This is a genomic window from Escherichia sp. E4742 (genome assembly GCF_005843885.1).
Lineage (GTDB): Bacteria > Pseudomonadota > Gammaproteobacteria > Enterobacterales > Enterobacteriaceae > Escherichia.
The window spans coordinates 2,211,730-2,230,186 of sequence record NZ_CP040443.1; the positions used below are offsets into that span (position 1 = coordinate 2,211,730).

The following is an 18,457-nucleotide window of genomic DNA, read 5'->3' on the forward strand; positions in this document are numbered from 1 at the left end:
CGCTTTGTGATTAACGACGACCTTCAGCAATAGCGGTAACGGCTTGTAATTCAGCGGCTTCCTGCTCTTGCTGTTCCTGGCGTTCGCGCACGTCGAGGATCTGGTTGTTGATCAGACCTTCTTCGATTTCGCGCAGCGCAATTACTGTGGTTTTATCGTTTTCTTCCGGTACCAGCGGATCCTTTCCGCCTACCTGCATCTGACGAGCGCGACGCGCGGCGACCAGTACCAGGTCAAAACGGTTACCAATTTTCTCTACAGCGTCCTGAACAGTTACGCGTGCCATACTTAAAAAGCTCCACAGGTGAAGAAATGACTGGGCATGATACTGAAAGAAGGTTCAGTCTGCCAACAATTTGCTGATTAAAGCGTCATGACGCTGCTTTTGGCGGCTCATGCGCAAGCGTTCGGCGCGAATGATAGTCTTTAGATCACCCAGAGCGGTGTCGAAATCATCATTCACTATTAAATAATCATATTCGGCGTAATGGCTCATTTCTGCAACTGCTTGCGCCATACGCTTTGCAATGACCTCTTCGCTGTCCTGACCTCGACCCCGTAAACGGCGGTCTAACTCAATTTTTGACGGCGGTAAAATAAAGATACTCCGCGCATGCGGCATTTTCTGGCGAATTTGCTGTGCGCCCTGCCAGTCAATATCCAGAAAAACATCCACGCCGCTCGCCAGTACTTGCTCAATGGCCTCGCGTGAAGTGCCATAGTAATTACCGAACACTTCCGCGTGCTCAAGGAATGCATCTCTGCTAATCATCTCTTTAAATTCATCATGATTAACAAAGAAGTAGTGTTCGCCATGTACTTCACCCGGACGCGGTGCGCGCGTGGTGTGTGAAACAGAAACCTGAGTGTCGTACAACGGTTGGGTTTTTAATAAAGCCTGAATCAGGCTGGATTTACCCGCGCCACTGGGGGCAGAAACAATATAAAGCGTGCCTTGAGCCATGAGTATCTTTCGTATGTGATTAAGCGAAATAAAGCCTACATACGAGCTTATTATACACGGCGCAGCCATGTGACGTAGCCCTTGCTCACACTTTTTGCGCAAAGTTGTTGCGTTTTGCGTACCTGTTTCCGCAATTCCCGGTCATTTACTGCAACAAAGACGATTCTCTGGAAGCGTCATCTCACACTTTATTTTTGCCCCTCGGTTTTGCATTCATCTCGTTGTATATCTGCCCGCCTGACTACAACGGAGGTGACGATGAAAGTATGGATTGTAGTGTTAATGAGTATTTTGTGCTGGCAATCATCAGCGAAGGCGGTATGTCCGGCCTGGTCGCCAGCCAGAGCGCATGAAGAAATTTCCCGCCTACAACAGCAAGTAAAACAGTGGGACGATGATTACTGGAAAAAAGGGAAAAGTGACGAGGAAGATGGGGTTTACGATCAGTTAAGCGCCCGCCTTGCACAGTGGCAACGCTGTTTTGGCGAAGAGACAACGGGTGACGCTATGCCGCCGCCGTTGAGTGGCACGGTTATCCATCCGGTTGCTCATACGGGGGTACGTAAGTTAGCGGATAAAAATGCGCTACGTCTGTGGATGCATGAGCACAGCGATCTTTGGGTACAGCCAAAAGTTGATGGCGTTGCGGTAACACTGGTCTACCGTGATGGAAAACTGATTAAAGCGATCAGTCGTGGCAATGGGCTTAAAGGTGAGGACTGGACGCAGAAAATACGCTTGATTCCTTCTGTACCGCAATCTGTTAGCGGAGCTTTGGCCAACAGCACCCTGCAGGGTGAGATATTTCTCCAGCGTGAGGGGCATATCCAACAACAAATGGGAGGAATGAATGCCCGTTCAAAGGTCGCTGGCATTTTGATGCGCCAGGACAATAGCGACACGCTGCATTCACTGGGCGTGTTTATCTGGGCGTGGCCGGATGGACCACAGTTGATGGCCGAGCGATTACAGCAGCTTGCTACTGCGGGCTTTACTTTGACGCAGAAGTATACCCTTGCGGTGAAAAGCGTAGACGAGGTTGAGCGAGCACGTAATGAGTGGTGGAAAGCGAAATTGCCCTTCGTCACCGATGGCGTGGTTGTGCGAGCGGCTAAGGAGCCCGAATCCCGTCATTGGCTACCGGGTCAGGCGGACTGGCTGATAGCGTGGAAATATCAGCCTGTGGCCCAGGTTACTGAAGTAAACGCGATACAGTTTGCTGTCGGTAAGAGCGGAAAAATCTCGGTGGTGGCGTCACTCGCGCCTGTCATGCTGGATGATAAAAAAGTCCAGCGGGTGAACATTGGTTCCGTCAGACGTTGGCAGGAGTGGGACATTGCACCTGGCGATCAAATCCTTGTGAGTCTTGCCGGTCAGGGTATTCCACGCATTGATGAAGTGGTCTGGCGCGGTGCAGAACGCACAAAACCGAAACCACCAGAAAACCGTTTTAACGCGTTGACATGCTACTTCGCTTCTGATGTTTGTCAGGAACAATTCATATCGCGATTAGTTTGGCTGGGATCAAAACAGGTTTTGGGGCTGGAGGGCATCGGTGAATCTGGTTGGCGCTCGCTGCATCAGACGCATCGCTTTGAGCATATTTTTTCCTGGCTTTCATTAACGCCAGAGCAATTGCAGCACACGCCGGGGATCGCGAAGAGTAAAGGTGAGCAGTTGTGGCATCAGTTTAACCTGGCACGTCAACAGCCTTTTACTCGCTGGGTGATGGCAATGGGAATACCGTTAACCCAAACGGCGCTTAATGCCAACGACTTCAGCTCCTGGGCGCAACTTTTGCAGAGAAGCGAACAGTATTGGCAGCAACTACCGGGGACAGGGGGGCGTCGCGCAAGTCAGGTTATGGAATGGAAGGATAATGCGCAAATCAAGATGCTGGGCAACTGGCTGGCTGCCCAGCAGATCACAGGTTTTGTGCCTTAGTGGCCTTCGTGGCTGTAATAAAAAACCGGTAATCCCAGTTTAAGACGCAGCGCCAGCAAGCGAGCGAAAAAGCCGAATACCAGGGTGGAAATAATCACCACATCATGGTTGGAAACATAGTGTTGCAGTGCGATGTACAGCACGGCGGAAGCAAAAGAAACCCCGGCGTACAACTCTTTCTGGAATACCAGTGGGATGCGTTTACAGAACATATCGCGCAAAACGCCGCCAAATACGCCGGTCGTCACAGCTGCGACAACGGCAATGATCGGGCCGTGTCCCATATCCAGCGCGACCTGTGCGCCAATGATAGAAAAAACCACCAGTCCGAGCGCATCGAGCACCAGAAAGACTTTACGCAGGTAAGGCATCACGGGAGCAACGATGGTGGTGAACACGGCGGCGGTGGCGACGATAATCACATACTCCGGGTGTTTGACCCAGCCAAGCGGATAGTGGCCCAGCAGAATATCACGTACTGATCCTCCGCCAATTGCGGTGGCGGTAGCAATGATAATTACGCCAAATGTATCCATGCGCCGCCGTCCGGCCGCTAGCGCCCCTGTCATGGCTTCGGCAGTAATGCCAACCAAATACAAAATGTGTAACAGCATGGTTCTCTCCCTAAAAATCTGTCTGGCAGGGTAGCGATTTGTGCGCATTGTCACGATTGAGATTTTTTAAGGAGAGAATGGATTGATAATTTGTAGTTATGTGAAATTGCTATTTTCTGTAGTAAGAATGCATTTTTCTGATTTTGTGATAAGTAAAATGCATTAGAAAAAGTATGGAGTAAATAAATATGAGGACGAAACTGTATGCGTAGCGCCGCTGTAATTAACAACGGCCTACGGAGATATGTCGCTTACTCGATGTTCTGAATCTGCTCGCGCATTTGCTCGATCAACACTTTCAGCTCGATGGCGGAGTTTGTCACTTCGGCATTGATAGATTTCGACGCAAGAGTGTTCGACTCGCGGTTGAACTCCTGCATCATAAAGTCCAGACGACGGCCAACCGCTTCTTTTTTCTTCAGAATGTTGTACGTCTCTTTAACATGCGCTTCGAGGCGGTCCAGCTCTTCGGCAACGTCAATTCGTTGTGCCAGCAGAACCAACTCCTGCTCCAGACGGTTATTTTCCAGCTGTACCTGGGCATCTTCCAGCTTCGCTACCAGACGCTCACGCTGCCATTGTAGGATTTCCGGCATATGGGCGCGCACTTTGACCACTTCGGCGGTGACGCCTTCCAGACGCTGCTCGATCAATGCTTTCAGCGCCTGACCTTCGGTTTCACGCGCGATGATAAAGTCATCCAACGTACCATCGAGAGCCGCGAGAATTTCAGCTGCAATGGCGTCGAGATCCTGCTCCTGGGCTGCCATCACGCCTGGCCAGCGCAGAATATCAACCGGGTTGATTTCCCCTTCGTCGCTCTGCATTTTCACCCAGTTCGCGGCAGTTACCAGCTGTTTAGCCAGTTTTTCGTTGAGAATCAGCTCACCTTGTGCGCTAACATCTGGTTCATAGCGCAGGGTACATTCCACTTTACCGCGCGTCAGACGAGAGCGAATACGCTCGCGAACGACAGGTTCAAGGCTACGGAACTGCTCCGGCAGACGAAAGTAAGTTTCCAGATAACGCTGGTTTACCGAGCGCATTTCCCAGGTTGCGCTCCCCCATTCACCCTTGATTTCACGCCGGGCGTAGGCGGTCATACTGCGGATCATAGACGTTCCTGTTTATAAAAGGAGAGGTGGAAGGATTATAGCCATCGATGCCTTGTCAGGATAGGAATAACCGCCGGAAGTCCGTATAATGCGCAGCCACATTTGTTTCAAGCCGGAGATTTCAATATGCGTCCAGCAGGCCGTAGCAATAATCAGGTGCGTCCCGTTACCCTGACTCGTAACTATACAAAACATGCAGAAGGCTCGGTGCTGGTCGAATTTGGCGATACCAAAGTGTTGTGTACCGCCTCTATTGAAGAAGGCGTGCCACGCTTCCTGAAAGGTCAGGGTCAGGGCTGGATCACCGCAGAATACGGTATGCTGCCGCGTTCTACTCATACCCGTAATGCCCGCGAAGCGGCGAAAGGTAAGCAGGGCGGCCGCACGATGGAAATCCAGCGTCTGATCGCTCGTGCATTGCGCGCCGCAGTAGATTTGAAAGCCCTCGGTGAGTTCACCATTACGCTGGATTGCGACGTACTTCAAGCCGATGGCGGCACCCGCACTGCTTCTATCACCGGTGCTTGTGTTGCACTAGCTGATGCCCTGAATAAACTGGTTGAAAATGGCAAGCTGAAAACCAATCCAATGAAAGGGATGGTAGCCGCGGTTTCTGTCGGTATTGTTAACGGTGAAGCGATTTGCGATCTGGAATACGTTGAAGACTCAGCGGCTGAAACGGACATGAACGTAGTGATGACCGAAGACGGGCGCATCATTGAAGTGCAGGGGACGGCAGAAGGCGAGCCGTTCACCCATGAAGAGCTACTCACCTTGTTGGCGCTTGCCCGAGGGGGAATCGAATCCATTGTAGCGACGCAGAAGGCGGCGCTGGCAAACTGATTTTTAAGGCGACTGATGAGTCGCCTTTTTTTTGTCTGTAGAAAAGTAAGATGAGGAGCGAAGGCATGAAACCATATCAGCGCCAGTTTATTGAATTTGCGCTTAGCAAGCAGGTGTTAAAGTTTGGCGAGTTTACGCTGAAATCCGGGCGAAAAAGCCCCTATTTCTTCAACGCCGGGCTGTTTAATACCGGGCGCGACCTGGCACTGTTAGGCCGTTTTTACGCTGAAGCATTGGTGGATTCCAGCATTGAGTTCGATCTGCTGTTTGGCCCTGCTTACAAAGGGATCCCGATTGCCACCACAACCGCCGTGGCGCTGGCGGAGCATCATGACCTGGACCTGCCGTACTGCTTTAACCGCAAAGAAGCAAAAGATCACGGTGAAGGCGGCAATCTGGTTGGTAGCGCGTTACAAGGGCGTGTGATGCTGGTGGATGATGTGATCACCGCCGGGACGGCGATTCGCGAGTCGATGGAAATTATTCAGGCCAATGGCGCGACGCTTGCTGGCGTGCTGATTTCGCTCGATCGTCAGGAACGGGGTCGCGGCGAGATTTCGGCGATTCAGGAAGTTGAGCGTGATTACAACTGCAAAGTGATCTCTATCATCACCCTGAAAGACCTGATAGCCTACCTGGAAGAGAAGCCAGAAATGGCGGAACATCTGGCGGCGGTTAAGGCCTACCGCGAAGAGTTTGGCGTTTAAAAATATGCGCTGCGCAGGGTTTTTGCTGTGCGCAGCGTGATGCGCTTTAAGATATCGTGTTAATCTGCTTTCGCCAGCAGTGGCAATAGCGTTTCCGGCCTTTTGTGCCGGGAGGGTCGGCGAGTCGCCGACTTAACGCCAGTAGTTTGTCCATATACCCAAAGCCGCTTCATTGTACTTAAGTACGCTTCGCGTACGTCGCGCTGACGCGCTCAGTACAGTTACGCGCCTTAGGGATGGTTTGATGGTATTGCCGCTGTTGGTGCCTCTTTTGGCCGCCGTGATGTGGAGAGTGGAATGGATGCTACCCGGATAACCCTTCTGGCGCTCGATTTGTTCGGCTCGCCGGGCTGGAGTGCCGATAAAGAAATACAGCGACTGTATGCGCTCAGTAATCATGTCGGACGCCATTACCGACGCATTATTCTTTCTAAGCGCCACGGTGGTCAGCGGATGGTGCTAGCCCCTGATTACTTGCTCAAAACCGTACAGCGCAACATTCTTAAGAACGTACTTTCACGATTTCCGCTTTCCCCTTTTGCTACCGCCTACCGGCCAGGTTGCCCAATCGTCAGCAACGCGCAGCCTCACTGCCAACAGTCGCAGATCCTGAAACTCGATATCGAAAACTTTTTCGATAGCATTAGCTGGTTACAGGTCTGGCGTGTGTTTAGCCAGGCTCAGGTGCCACGCAATGTGGTAACCATACTGACCTGGCTTTGTTGCTATAACGACGCGTTACCGCAGGGGGCGCCAACTTCGCCTGCCATTTCCAATCTTGTGATGCGCCGTTTTGATGAGTGCATTGGGGCATGGTGCCAGACACGAGGAATTATCTATACCCGCTACTGCGATGACATGACCTTTTCAGGTCACTTCAATGCCAGTCAGGTTAAAAATAAAGTGTGCGGATTGTTAGCGGAACTGGGCCTGAGCCTCAATCAACGCAAAAGCTGCCTGGTCGCGGCCTGTAAGCGCCAGCAGGTAACCGGGATTGTTGTTAATCACAAACCACAGCTTGCCCGTGAAGCGCGCCGGGCGCTGCGTCAGGAGGTGCATTTGTGCCAGAAATATGGCGTTATTTCGCATCTTAGTCATCGTGGTGAACTTGATCCTTCAGGCGATCTCCACACACAGGCAACGGCGTATCTGTATGCTTTGCAGGGAAGAATAAACTGGTTATTGCAAATCAACCCTGAGGATGAGGCCTTTAAACAGGCGAGGGAAAGTGTAAAGCGAATGCTGGTGGCATGGTAAGAAAAGCGTCAGGCAGACGTTTCTGCCTGAACGTTTAGGGGAGAATTACTGCAACTGCGCAGCAATCAGTGGCCAGCGGGCGTCAAAATCATCCGTCGGGCGGTATTTAAACTCGCTGCGGACAAAGCGTGACAGCATACCTTCACAAAATGCCAGCAACTGGCTTGCCAGCAGCGTTTCATCGGTGGTGTAACCTTCACCCTCACGCATTCTTTTTTCACGCAACACCTGACGCAACTGCGCTTCAATACGCTCGAACAGTTGGTTGATGCGCCCTTGCAGGCGGTCTTGTTCAAACATCAGCGCATGCCCGGTAAGGATGCGGGTCAGGCCAGGATTACGCTCACCAAAACCGAGGAGCAACAACACAATCAGACGCAGGCGCGTAGTGGTGTCCTTCTCATCTTTCAGAATCAGATTGATGCGAGTAATCAGGCTATCTTCGATAAACTCAATCAGGCTATCGAACATGCGGGTTTTACTGGGGAAGTGGCGATACAGAGCCGCTTCGGAAACGCCGACAGAGGCGGCCAGTTTCGCTGTCGTGATACGTTGGCTTCCATCGCTGGATTCCAGCATCAGCGCCAGAGACTGAAGTATTTCTTCGCGACGGTTCCTTTTCGCAGTTTGTTTTTCTGCCATGTTACAAAATACCCCTGAAAATAAGCACTTGCCAGGCGGCACCCACGCTATGACCGCAAACGAAATGTTTGCGGCAATGTTATGACGTTATTCGGATGCGTATGTGTTACTGACGACCAGAGTGACCAAAGCCGCCTTCACCGCGATCGGTGGCGTCGAAATCTTCCACCAGATTAAATTCGGCCTGTACCACCGGAACAAAAATCATCTGCGCGATACGTTCGCCAGGTTGAATGGTGAAGCTGTCCTGACCACGGTTCCACACGGAGATCATCAACTGCCCCTGATAGTCAGAATCGATCAATCCCACCAGGTTACCAAGCACGATACCGTGTTTATGTCCCAATCCGGAGCGCGGCAGCATCATCGCCGCCAGTGAAGGGTCGGCGATATGAATCGCCAACCCGGTAGGTACCAGGGTGGTGTCGCCCGGCGCCAGTTCTACGGCGTCGTCGAGACAGGCGCGCAGGTCAAGTCCGGCAGAACCAGAAGTGGCATAAGTCGGGAGCGGAAATTCCTTCCCAACGCGCGGGTCCAGAATCTTAACGTCGATTTTTTTCATCATAACGGGTCACGATCTCGTCGAGTAATAATTGGCCAAGGAGCTCTTTACGCTCAAGCGGTAAGACTTTATCTCCGTCTTGCCAGAAAAGGTGTAATGCATTGCTGTCGCTGTTAAATCCTTGAGTTGGTCGGGAAACATCGTTCGCGCAGATCAGATCAAGGTTTTTACGAATACGTTTTTGCCGGGCGTATTCTTCCACATTATTTGTTTCGGCCGCAAATCCAACAACATAAGGCCTTTGGTCTTTTAGTGCGGCAACTCCAGCGACGATATCAGGGTTTTTGACCATTTTTATTGTTAATTCATCCCCCTGAGTCGCCTGCTTTTTGATTTTTTCACTGGCGACAGCGGCTGCGCGATAATCAGCCACGGCGGCGCAACCGATAAAAATATTTTGCTGCTGTACAGAGGCCTTCACAGCGGCTTCCATCTCCAGTGCGGTCATCACATCAACACGTTTAACAAACGGCGGTGTCGGTAGTGAAACCGGTCCGGAAACCAGCGTAACGTTCGCTCCGCGACGGGCAGCGGCAGCGGCGATAGCAAAGCCCATCTTTCCGGAGCTGTGGTTGGAGATGTAACGCACCGGATCGAGCGGTTCACGCGTCGGGCCGGCGGTAATCATAATGTTCAGATGTTTCAGGTCGTTGACGGGCGAAAAATGCGCTACCGCCATATCCACAATGGTTAATGGATCGAGCATTCGCCCAGGGCCGATATCACCACAGGCCTGACTGCCGCTATCTGGCCCCCAGATCAGCAAACCACGTGAGGCAAGTACCTCTAAATTATGTTGGGTAGCCGTAGCACGATACATCTGCTGGTTCATGGCTGGCAGTACGGCTACAGGCGCAGGTGTAGCCAGACAAATCGTCGATACCAGGTCATTCGCCATTCCGGAAGCAACACGGGCAATTAAATCTGCCGTGGCAGGGGCGAGAATCACTAAATCAGCCCATTTACCCAGCTCAATATGGCCCATAGCGGCTTCGGCTGCCGGGTCCAGCAGACTGTCGGAAACGGGATAACCAGAAACTGCCTGTAAGCTAAGTGGGGTGATAAAGGCTTTTGCCGCTTCGGTCATGGCTACGCGGACGTCTGCTCCGCGATCGCGCAAACGACGCACCAGCTCAGGGGTTTTATAGGCAGCAATACCGCCGCTGACGCCGAGAACGATTTTTTTACCGGCCAGGCTCATGATGATTTTTCCTGTAGGGGGACACCAGAAGTTGGCGATTTTATCACAATACTTTTGTTGTCGTGCTTTCACCTGAGAATCACTTTGCGAGGCGCTTTCCAGGATTGAAAACTGGCCGTCGATTTAACCAAACGTCTATGACAGGATGCGCTCTCCACAAAGGAGGTGAAGGTGAAAAGCAATGTAGAATTGTTGATGCCACGCGAAAAAATGCTGAAGTTGGGCATTGGCGCGTTAACGGATGTTGAACTGCTGGCGTTATTTCTGCGTACGGGTACGCGCGGTAAGGATGTGTTAACCCTGGCGAAAGAGATGCTGGAGAATTTTGGGTCGCTTTACGGCTTGTTATCCTCTGAATATGAACAATTTAGTGGCGTTCATGGAATTGGTGTGGCGAAATTCGCCCAGTTGAAGGGAGTTGCGGAACTGGCGCGGCGTTACTACAACGTGCGGATGCGCGAAGAAAGCCCGTTGCTCAGCCCGGAGATGACGAGGGAGTTTTTACAAAGCCAACTTACGGGAGAGGAACGAGAGATCTTTATGGTGATCTTTCTCGATTCCCAACACCGGGTCCTTACTCACAGCCGACTCTTTTCCGGCACGTTAAATCATGTGGAAGTCCATCCACGAGAAATTATTCGTGAAGCGATAAAAATAAACGCCTCGGCGCTGATCCTTGCCCATAATCACCCTTCTGGTTGTGCTGAACCCAGTAAAGCGGATAAACTCATTACCGAACGGATAATAAAAAGTTGTCAGTTCATGGATTTACGCGTGCTCGACCATATCGTGATTGGGCGTGGAGAATATGTTTCTTTTGCCGAACGCGGCTGGATTTAATCCGCTATGCGCGATCCTTCGGGATCTTTGTCTGTTCGGGACTTGAGCACATCGCCGAGTCAGCGTATACTACGCCACCTTTGAGAATCTCGGGTTTGGCATTTGGGCCTGGCAATCGAGAGTTCACATAGAACTGCGATGACCGGGCTGTAAAGCCTGACGAGGCGCCAATACCCCATACGAAGCTCGAGCTAATTTGATTTTTGGAGAATAGACATGTCCCGAGTCTGCCAAGTTACTGGCAAGCGTCCGGTGACCGGTAACAACCGTTCCCACGCACTGAACGCGACTAAACGCCGTTTCCTGCCGAACCTGCACTCTCACCGTTTCTGGGTTGAGAGCGAGAAGCGTTTTGTCACCCTGCGCGTATCTGCTAAAGGTATGCGTGTAATCGATAAAAAAGGCATCGATACAGTTCTGGCTGAACTGCGTGCCCGTGGCGAAAAGTACTAAGTACTTAGAGGAAATAAATCATGGCTAAAGGTATTCGTGAGAAAATCAAGCTGGTTTCTTCTGCTGGTACTGGTCACTTCTATACCACTACGAAGAACAAACGTACTAAGCCGGAAAAACTGGAACTGAAAAAGTTCGATCCAGTTGTTCGCCAGCACGTGATCTACAAAGAAGCGAAAATCAAATAATTTTCGCTTTGATGTAACGAAAAACCTCGCTCCGGCGGGGTTTTTTGTTATCTGCATGCCCCCATATTGACTGCATCTGTTCATTCCTGGAGATGCTATGCCTGAATTACCCGAAGTTGAAACTAGCCGTCGCGGCATAGAACCGCATCTCGTTGGTGCAATCATTCTTCATGCGGTGGTGCGCAACGGACGCTTGCGCTGGCCGGTTTCGGAAGAAATCTACCGTTTAAGCGATCAACCAGTGCTTAGCGTGCAGCGGCGGGCTAAATATCTGCTGCTGGAGCTGCCTGAGGGCTGGATTATCATTCATTTGGGGATGTCTGGCAGCCTGCGCATCCTTCCAGAAGAGCTTCCCCCTGAAAAGCATGACCATGTGGATTTGGTGATGAGCAACGGTAAAGTGCTGCGCTACACCGACCCGCGCCGCTTTGGTGCCTGGCTGTGGGCCAAAGAGCTGGAAGGCCATAATGTGCTGGCACATCTTGGGCCGGAGCCGCTTAGCGACGATTTCAACGGTGAGTACCTGCATCAGAAGTGCGCGAAGAAAAAAACGGCGATTAAACCGTGGCTGATGGATAACAAGCTGGTGGTAGGCGTAGGGAATATCTACGCCAGCGAATCTCTGTTTGCGGCGGGGATCCATCCGGATCGGCTGGCATCGTCTCTCTCGCTAGCAGAATGTGAACTGTTGGCACGAGTGATTAAAACGGTGTTGCTGCGTTCAATTGAGCAGGGCGGCACGACGCTGAAAGATTTTCTACAAAGCGACGGTAAACCTGGCTATTTCGCTCAGGAATTGCAGGTTTACGGGCGAAAAGGCGAGCCGTGTCGGGTGTGCGGTACGCCGATTGTGGCGTCTAAACATGCGCAGCGGGCAACGTTTTATTGCAAGCACTGCCAGAAATAATTGATGCTTGCCGGATGGCATACCATCCGGCATAAACGCTACGCTAACTTCGCCATCAGCGCCTGATGGACATTCTCCGGCAGGAAATGGGTGACATCGCCCTGATGGCGCGCCACTTCTTTAACCAGCGATGAAGAGATAAACGACCACTCTTTTGAAGGCATCAGAAACACACTTTCCAGTTCCGGCATTAAGTGGCGATTCATATGCGCCAGCTGCATTTCATATTCAAAATCCGCCACCGCACGCAGGCCACGAATCAGCACCGTAGCGCGTTGATTACGTGCGAAGTTCGCCATCAAATCACTAAACCCGACCACTTCCACGTTTCCCAGATGCGCGGTTGCCTGCTGTGCCAGCGCCACACGCTCTTCCAGAGTAAACATCGGTTTTTTACTGGGGCTGGCGGCAATCGCCAGAATAACGTGATCGAACATCTGCGTGGCGCGCGTCACGATATCGATATGACCATTGGTAATGGGATCGAAAGTACCCGGATAAATCGCCCGTTTTTGCATAACAACCTCAATGCGTTTTCGGTGGCAGGTAAGGTTCCAGCAGTTGAAGCAGACGCTGTAGCGCGCCCTGGTTTTGATACAGCACTTCAACGGCATGACGGCCATAGAAACTACGGTAATCGGCGTCGGTGAGTAAAGAGGAAACCTCTTTTGCAAGCGTAGTGGCATCGGTGACGGTAATCAGCCCGCTTGCCTGCTCCAGCCGCGCGCAAATGTCTTTAAAGTTAAAGGTATGCGGCCCCATCAACACCGGGATAGCGTGTGCGGCGGCCTCCAGCGGATTATGCCCACCGCGTTCAACCAGTGAACCGCCAACAAACGCGAGATCGGCAATACCGTACAGCAACATCAGTTCGCCCATCGTATCGCCAACCACCACTTGTGTACTGGCGGAAGGGACCTCTCCGGAAGAGCGTGTGATATAGCTTAGTCCAGCCTGGCGGACAAGGTTAATCGCATCCGGGAAGCGTTCCGGATGACGGGGTACCAGGATGAGCAATAAATTCGGGAACTGTTGTAACAGCGCCTGATGGGCGGCAATCACTACGCTCTCTTCGCCATCATGAGTACTGGTGGCAATCCATACCGGACGATGCGGCGCCCACTGGCGGCGCAGTGTTACTGCTTTAGCGGCCAACTGTGGCGTCACTGAAATATCGAATTTCAGGCTACCGGTGACGGTGACCTGATTATTTTTTGCACCTAGCGTCACAAAGCGCGCAGCATCTTCTTCATTTTGCGCAGCAATCAGCGTAATACGGCGGAGCAAGCGACGAACAAATTTACCCAGTTTGGCGTAACCTGCGGCAGAGCGTGCAGAGAGTCGCGCATTAGCGATAACCAGTGGAATTTTACGTTTATGTAGCGCCGCAATCAGGTTAGGCCATAGTTCGGTTTCCATAATCAACACCAGTTTTGGGTCGACTTTATTCAGGAAACGGTTGAGCGCATCGGGCAGATCGTAAGGCAGATAGACGTGCTGAACATCTTTTCCAAAAGCCGATTGTACGCGCTCCGAACCAGTCGGCGTCATAGTCGTGACTGTGATTGGTAAATCAGGATAGCGATGACGCAGCGCGCGCACCAACGGGATTGCCGCCAGGGTTTCACCGACGGAGACGGAGTGCAGCATAATGCCGCCTGGTGTTAGCGGATGGCGGTAAAAACCGTAACGTTCACCCCAGCGTTTTCGATAGGCCGGAGCCTTACGTCCGCGCACCCAGAGCCGTATCCAGATTAGCGGCTGAATAAGGTAGAGAAGGGCGGTGTAAAGCAATTCGAGCATAATAAATAGCTGACTTATGGATGTGCTGGGGATTCTATGTATTTAACGATGGCTTTACCATTACTTTTCCCGTTTTTGACTTAAATAGCTTCAGTTTGGTCTGATCTGCCGCTACATCTTCATTTTTTTTGTATTTTTATGCGATTCATTGAAACTCGGCCCCATTTTCAACTCTACATAGGCCATACCGACATTATCGATATGCTTTTTTTATCTATTTGATTTTTATGATTAAAACATATTTCGTGTATAAAAATCATTCGGGTCGGATTGCTGCGAAAGAAATGATACACTAGCACGTCAAGTAAGTGCGTTATCAGTATTCAGGTAGCTGTTGAGCCTGGGGCGGTAGCGTGCTTTTTTTCTGCTTAACTTAATCAGACAATCACACAAAAGAGTCGCTAGTGGAAAAGCCATTTCGAAAAATTCTGGTCATAAAGATGCGATATCATGGAGATATGTTATTAACTACTCCTGTCATCAGTACGCTCAAGCAGAATTATCCTGATGCAAAAATCGATATGCTGCTTTATCAGGATACCATCCCTATTTTGTCTGAAAACCCGGAAATTAATGCGCTCTACGGGATAAGCAATAAAGGTGCGGGAACATTCGATAAAATTAAAAATGTGCTTTCGTTGATAAAAACTCTGCGTGCGAATAATTATGACCTGGTCATTAATCTTACGGATCAGTGGATGGTGGCGCTGCTGGTACGTTTTTTACCCGCACGGATGAAAATATCGCAACTTTATGGTCATCGGCAGCATGGCATTTGGAAAAAAAGCTTCACACACTTAGCGCCAATACACGGCACACATATTGTTGAGCGTAATTTATCGGTCCTTGAGCCATTAGGTATTACCGATTTCTACACCGACACAACAATGAGTTACGCCGAAGATTGCTGGAAGAAGATGCGCCAGGAGTTAGATGCCCTGGGCGTAAAAGATCATTATGTTGTGATCCAACCGACAGCGCGTCAGATATTTAAGTGCTGGGATAACGATAAATTTTCTAAGGTTATCGATGCGCTGCAACAGCGAGGGTATCAGGTTGTCCTGACCTGTGGACCTTCGGCAGATGATCTCGCCTGTGTAGATGAAATAGCGCAAGGCTGCCAAACAAAACCTATCACTGGCCTTGCTGGTAAAACGCGGTTTCCTGAACTGGGTGCGTTAATTGATCATGCTGTGCTTTTTATTGGCGTGGATTCTGCGCCGGGGCATATTGCGGCAGCGGTGAAGACGCCAGTTATTAGCCTATTTGGGGCCACTGATCATGTATTCTGGCGCCCATGGACCGAGAATATTATTCAGTTCTGGGCGGGGAATTATCAGAAAATGCCGACCCGGCATGAACTTGACCGCAACAAAAAATATCTTTCTGTTATTCCAGCGGAAGATGTGATCGCCGCTACGGAAAAGCTGTTGCCAGAAGATGTCCCTTCAGCTGACAGGAATGCACAATTATGATCGTGGCGTTTTGTTTATATAAATATTTTCCATTTGGTGGGCTTCAACGTGACTTTATGCGTATTGCATCAACAGTTGCTGCACGGGGCCACCATGTTCGGGTCTATACGCAGTCGTGGGAAGGTGATTGCCCGAAAGCATTTGAGCTTATTCAGGTGCCAGTTAAGTCCCATACCAACCATGGACGCAATGCAGAATATTATGCCTGGGTACAAAATCATCTCAAAGCGCATCCCGCTGATCGCGTTGTTGGGTTTAATAAGATGCCAGGGTTGGATGTTTATTTTGCCGCTGATGTTTGTTACGCCGAGAAAGTTGCGCAAGAAAAAGGTTTTTTATATCGTTTAACATCACGATATCGCCATTATGCCGCATTTGAGCGAGCGACTTTCGAGCAGGGTAAATCGACGAAACTTATGATGCTGACCGATAAGCAAATCGCCGATTTCCAAAAGCATTATCAAACTGAATCTGAACGTTTTCAAATTCTTCCTCCCGGTATTTATCCGGACAGAAAATACAGCGAGCAAATCCCAAACAGTCGTGAAATTTATCGCCAGAAAAATGGCATAAAAGAGCAACAAAACTTATTACTGCAGGTTGGATCAGATTTTGGCCGTAAAGGTGTGGATCGCTCAATTGAAGCTTTGGCATCGTTACCGGAATCATTACGTCACAATACGCTTTTATTTGTTGTTGGCCAGGATAAACCGCGGAAATTTGAAGCGTTGGCAGAAAAACTCGGCGTGCGGAGCAATGTGCATTTCTTCTCTGGCCGCAATGATGTGTCAGAATTAATGGCAGCCGCTGATTTATTACTGCATCCCGCCTATCAGGAAGCCGCGGGTATCGTTCTTCTTGAAGCGATCACTGCTGGATTACCTGTTTTAACAACTGCGGTATGTGGGTATGCGCATTATATTGCGGATGCCAATTGTGGAACGGTCATCGCTGAACCTTTCTCCCAGGAACAATTAAATGAAGTTTTACGTAAAGCGTTAACTCAGTCTCCGTTACGAATGGCCTGGGCGGAGAATGCTCGCCATTATGCCGATACTCAGGATTTGTATAGCCTGCCAGAGAAAGCCGCAGATATCATTACAGGTGGTTTAGATGGTTGAATTAAAAGAGCCGCTTGCCACACTTTGGCGTGGTAAAGATGCTTTTGCAGAAGTCAAAAAACTGAACGGCGAGGTCTTTCGTGAACTGGAGACTCGTCGCACATTACGCTTTGAGCTGTCCGGGAAAAGCTATTTTCTTAAATGGCACAAAGGGACGACTTTAAAAGAAATTATAAAAAACCTGCTCTCATTGCGGATGCCCGTTTTAGGCGCAGACAGAGAGTGGCACGCTATTCATCGCCTGAGTGATGTTGGCGTTGATACAATGAAGGGCATTGGGTTTGGTGAAAAAGGGTTAAATCCATTAACTCGCACATCATTTATTATTACCGAAGATCTCACTCCCACGATTAGCCTTGAAGATTATTGTGCTGATTGGGCAGTCAACCCGCCTGATATACGTGTAAAGCGTATGCTGATTACACGAGTGGCAACCATGGTGCGTAAAATGCACGCCGCAGGGATAAATCACCGCGACTGCTACATTTGCCACTTTTTGCTTCATTTGCCATTTACTGGCCGGGAAGATGAATTAAAAATTTCGGTTATCGATCTGCATCGGGCACAGATACGCGCAAAAGTACCACGCCGTTGGCGGGATAAAGATTTGATTGGTTTGTATTTCTCATCAATGAATATTGGGCTGACGCAGAGAGATATCTGGCGATTTATGAAGGTTTATTTTGGGATGCCTTTACGCGAAGTTTTATTACAGGAAGGTAACTTAATTAAAAAAGCAGAAATTAAGGCGCAAAAAATAAAAGAAAGAACAATAAGAAAAAAGCTTTAAATATTCATTGCTTATAATAAGGGTTTGAAAATTGTTAAATCTTAGAAGCTTCGTTGCTAAGAAACAAGATTTATTTCGACACGAAATATCGAATGTTAAACATTTGCATATAGCATTATGCTTTGACCGTGGTTTCATAATGCCGGCGGGCGTTGCATTATATTCAATTATTTCAAATAATAGCAATATTAATCTTCATTTTCACCTTCTTGTTTCAGGAATAAGCGAAAGCGAATGCTCAGTATTTTCAGAGTTAGAGGGACCAAATACGTCAATATCAATATATCATGTGACAGATAAATTTGATATTAATCCGGACACTCTGATTCTGGGAATTCCTTTATCAACATGCTTGCGTTTTTTAATTCCAGAAGTTGTTGATGATAAAATAACAAATATACTTTATCTTGATTGTGATATTATATGTAATGGTTCTTTATATGATCTTGTTGATTACGATTTAAAAGATTATATAGCATGTGTCATCTCTGACTCGCCAGATATGCAAGAGCGTGTGAAAAAATTAGACTATGGTATTGATTTTATAAATTATTTTAATGCCGGAGTTATGCTTATTAATATCAGTGCGTGGAAAAAAGAAAATATAACACAAAAGGCGCTGGAGATGATCAATAATGGGAAGGTATATAGGTACGCAGACCAAGATGTATTAAATATTTTGCTCAATGGACGCTTATATTACATCAATAAAAAATATAATAATAAGACAACATTATCAGTAATATGTGACGAAGAACAAAAAAACTTACCCAACACAATCATAATGCATTATGTCACTCAAAATAAACCATGGTATAAAATATTTAGAGCCAAAAACTTTGAACATTATTTTTATAATTCACCGTGGAAATATCATAAAAGGATGTTAGCACCATCATCAAGTGATATTAGATTAAAAGCTAAAGTATATTGGGCCGAAGGAAAATATAGCAAAGCCATTTCTTATTATTACCATTATCTTCGCGCTAAATTATTCGGTGTGAAAATTTAGATGGGAAATTAATATAATT

At 49.0% G+C, this 18,457-nt stretch carries 21 protein-coding genes; 12 read left to right on the forward strand and 9 right to left on the reverse strand.

Going from position 1 to position 18,457, the window contains the following annotated elements; genetic code table 11:
• Positions 1-10: 10 nt before the first annotated feature.
• Positions 11-286: a DNA-directed RNA polymerase subunit omega gene (rpoZ, locus tag FEM44_RS10810; RefSeq protein WP_000135058.1), complete on the reverse strand. Its 276-nt coding sequence runs from the start codon at positions 284-286 to the stop codon at positions 11-13.
• Positions 287-340: 54 nt separating this feature from the next.
• Positions 341-964 (reverse strand): guanylate kinase, encoded by a 624-nt coding sequence (gmk, locus tag FEM44_RS10815; RefSeq protein ID WP_010344504.1) that lies wholly within the window; start codon positions 962-964, stop codon positions 341-343.
• A gap of 258 nt (positions 965-1,222) precedes the next feature.
• Between gmk and ligB the strand changes: the two genes are divergently transcribed.
• Complete coding sequence (ligB, locus tag FEM44_RS10820) at positions 1,223-2,908, forward strand: NAD-dependent DNA ligase LigB (protein WP_135523823.1); 1,686 nt, start codon at positions 1,223-1,225, stop codon at positions 2,906-2,908.
• On the opposite strand, the gene FEM44_RS10825 is transcribed toward ligB, so the two are convergent.
• Together FEM44_RS10825 and FEM44_RS10830 are read right to left on the reverse strand one after the other, a co-directional pair.
• Positions 2,905-3,522, reverse strand: coding sequence for a trimeric intracellular cation channel family protein (locus FEM44_RS10825; protein WP_064526048.1), 618 nt, complete (start codon positions 3,520-3,522; stop codon positions 2,905-2,907). The two genes, ligB and FEM44_RS10825, sit on opposite strands and share 4 nt — an antisense overlap.
• Positions 3,523-3,773: 251 nt before the next feature.
• Positions 3,774-4,637 (reverse strand): YicC/YloC family endoribonuclease, encoded by an 864-nt coding sequence (locus tag FEM44_RS10830; RefSeq protein ID WP_000621326.1) that lies wholly within the window; start codon positions 4,635-4,637, stop codon positions 3,774-3,776.
• A 126-nt stretch (positions 4,638-4,763) separates the two neighbouring features.
• Between FEM44_RS10830 and rph the strand changes: the two genes are divergently transcribed.
• From rph to FEM44_RS10845, 3 genes are all read left to right on the forward strand, one after another.
• On the forward strand, positions 4,764-5,480 hold the full coding sequence (rph, locus tag FEM44_RS10835) for a ribonuclease PH (RefSeq protein WP_001247086.1): 717 nt from the start codon (positions 4,764-4,766) through the stop codon (positions 5,478-5,480).
• Between the two features lie 65 nt (positions 5,481-5,545).
• On the forward strand, positions 5,546-6,187 hold the full coding sequence (pyrE, locus tag FEM44_RS10840; protein WP_000806187.1) for an orotate phosphoribosyltransferase: 642 nt from the start codon (positions 5,546-5,548) through the stop codon (positions 6,185-6,187).
• A 297-nt stretch (positions 6,188-6,484) separates the two neighbouring features.
• The gene (locus tag FEM44_RS10845) at positions 6,485-7,444 is read left to right on the forward strand and encodes a reverse transcriptase family protein (RefSeq protein WP_135523824.1); all 960 of its coding nucleotides are present in this window, start codon (positions 6,485-6,487) and stop codon (positions 7,442-7,444) included.
• A gap of 45 nt (positions 7,445-7,489) precedes the next feature.
• Here the strand turns inward: FEM44_RS10845 and slmA are convergent, their stop codons facing one another.
• The 3 genes from slmA to coaBC form a co-directional block, all read right to left on the reverse strand.
• Complete coding sequence (slmA, locus tag FEM44_RS10850; RefSeq protein ID WP_130206731.1) at positions 7,490-8,086, reverse strand: nucleoid occlusion factor SlmA; 597 nt, start codon at positions 8,084-8,086, stop codon at positions 7,490-7,492.
• Between the two features lie 106 nt (positions 8,087-8,192).
• Positions 8,193-8,651 (reverse strand): dUTP diphosphatase, encoded by a 459-nt coding sequence (dut, locus tag FEM44_RS10855; protein WP_000976070.1) that lies wholly within the window; start codon positions 8,649-8,651, stop codon positions 8,193-8,195.
• Positions 8,629-9,849 (reverse strand): bifunctional phosphopantothenoylcysteine decarboxylase/phosphopantothenate--cysteine ligase CoaBC, encoded by a 1,221-nt coding sequence (gene coaBC / locus FEM44_RS10860; protein WP_135523825.1) that lies wholly within the window; start codon positions 9,847-9,849, stop codon positions 8,629-8,631. The genes dut and coaBC overlap by 23 nt, the downstream gene beginning before the upstream one ends.
• Positions 9,850-10,020: 171 nt before the next feature.
• Between coaBC and radC the strand changes: the two genes are divergently transcribed.
• The 4 genes from radC (at position 10,021) to mutM (ending at position 12,237) form a co-directional block, all read left to right on the forward strand.
• A complete protein-coding gene (gene radC, locus FEM44_RS10865) occupies positions 10,021-10,689 on the forward strand; it encodes a RadC family protein (RefSeq protein ID WP_130215158.1) in 669 nt (222 codons plus the stop codon).
• 216 nt (positions 10,690-10,905) lie between these two features.
• Positions 10,906-11,142: a 50S ribosomal protein L28 gene (gene rpmB, locus FEM44_RS10870; protein WP_000091955.1), complete on the forward strand. Its 237-nt coding sequence runs from the start codon at positions 10,906-10,908 to the stop codon at positions 11,140-11,142.
• A 20-nt stretch (positions 11,143-11,162) separates the two neighbouring features.
• Entirely contained in the window at positions 11,163-11,330 is a 168-nt protein-coding gene (gene rpmG / locus FEM44_RS10875; protein ID WP_001051798.1) for a 50S ribosomal protein L33, read from the forward strand.
• Positions 11,331-11,427: 97 nt separating this feature from the next.
• Positions 11,428-12,237, forward strand: coding sequence for a bifunctional DNA-formamidopyrimidine glycosylase/DNA-(apurinic or apyrimidinic site) lyase (mutM, locus tag FEM44_RS10880; protein ID WP_135523826.1), 810 nt, complete (start codon positions 11,428-11,430; stop codon positions 12,235-12,237).
• A gap of 38 nt (positions 12,238-12,275) precedes the next feature.
• Here the strand turns inward: mutM and coaD are convergent, their stop codons facing one another.
• Together coaD and waaA are read right to left on the reverse strand one after the other, a co-directional pair.
• Positions 12,276-12,755, reverse strand: coding sequence for a pantetheine-phosphate adenylyltransferase (coaD, locus tag FEM44_RS10885; RefSeq protein WP_135523827.1), 480 nt, complete (start codon positions 12,753-12,755; stop codon positions 12,276-12,278).
• 7 nt (positions 12,756-12,762) lie between these two features.
• On the reverse strand, positions 12,763-14,040 hold the full coding sequence (gene waaA, locus FEM44_RS10890) for a lipid IV(A) 3-deoxy-D-manno-octulosonic acid transferase (protein WP_130215160.1): 1,278 nt from the start codon (positions 14,038-14,040) through the stop codon (positions 12,763-12,765).
• Positions 14,041-14,444: 404 nt separating this feature from the next.
• Between waaA and rfaQ the strand changes: the two genes are divergently transcribed.
• The 4 genes from rfaQ to FEM44_RS10910 are packed head-to-tail and all read left to right on the forward strand — an operon-like array spanning position 14,445 to position 18,438.
• Positions 14,445-15,515, forward strand: coding sequence for a lipopolysaccharide core heptosyltransferase RfaQ (gene rfaQ, locus FEM44_RS10895; RefSeq protein ID WP_135523828.1), 1,071 nt, complete (start codon positions 14,445-14,447; stop codon positions 15,513-15,515).
• Entirely contained in the window at positions 15,512-16,636 is a 1,125-nt protein-coding gene (rfaG, locus tag FEM44_RS10900; RefSeq protein ID WP_130215164.1) for a lipopolysaccharide glucosyltransferase I, read from the forward strand. The genes rfaQ and rfaG overlap by 4 nt, the downstream gene beginning before the upstream one ends.
• The gene (gene rfaP / locus FEM44_RS10905) at positions 16,629-17,426 is read left to right on the forward strand and encodes a lipopolysaccharide core heptose(I) kinase RfaP (RefSeq protein WP_135523829.1); all 798 of its coding nucleotides are present in this window, start codon (positions 16,629-16,631) and stop codon (positions 17,424-17,426) included. Before rfaG ends, rfaP begins: the two co-directional genes overlap by 8 nt.
• Before the next feature lie 31 nt (positions 17,427-17,457).
• Positions 17,458-18,438, forward strand: a complete 981-nt coding sequence (locus tag FEM44_RS10910) for a glycosyltransferase family 8 protein (RefSeq protein WP_138158986.1) — start codon at positions 17,458-17,460, stop codon at positions 18,436-18,438.
• Positions 18,439-18,457: the final 19 nt, after the last annotated feature.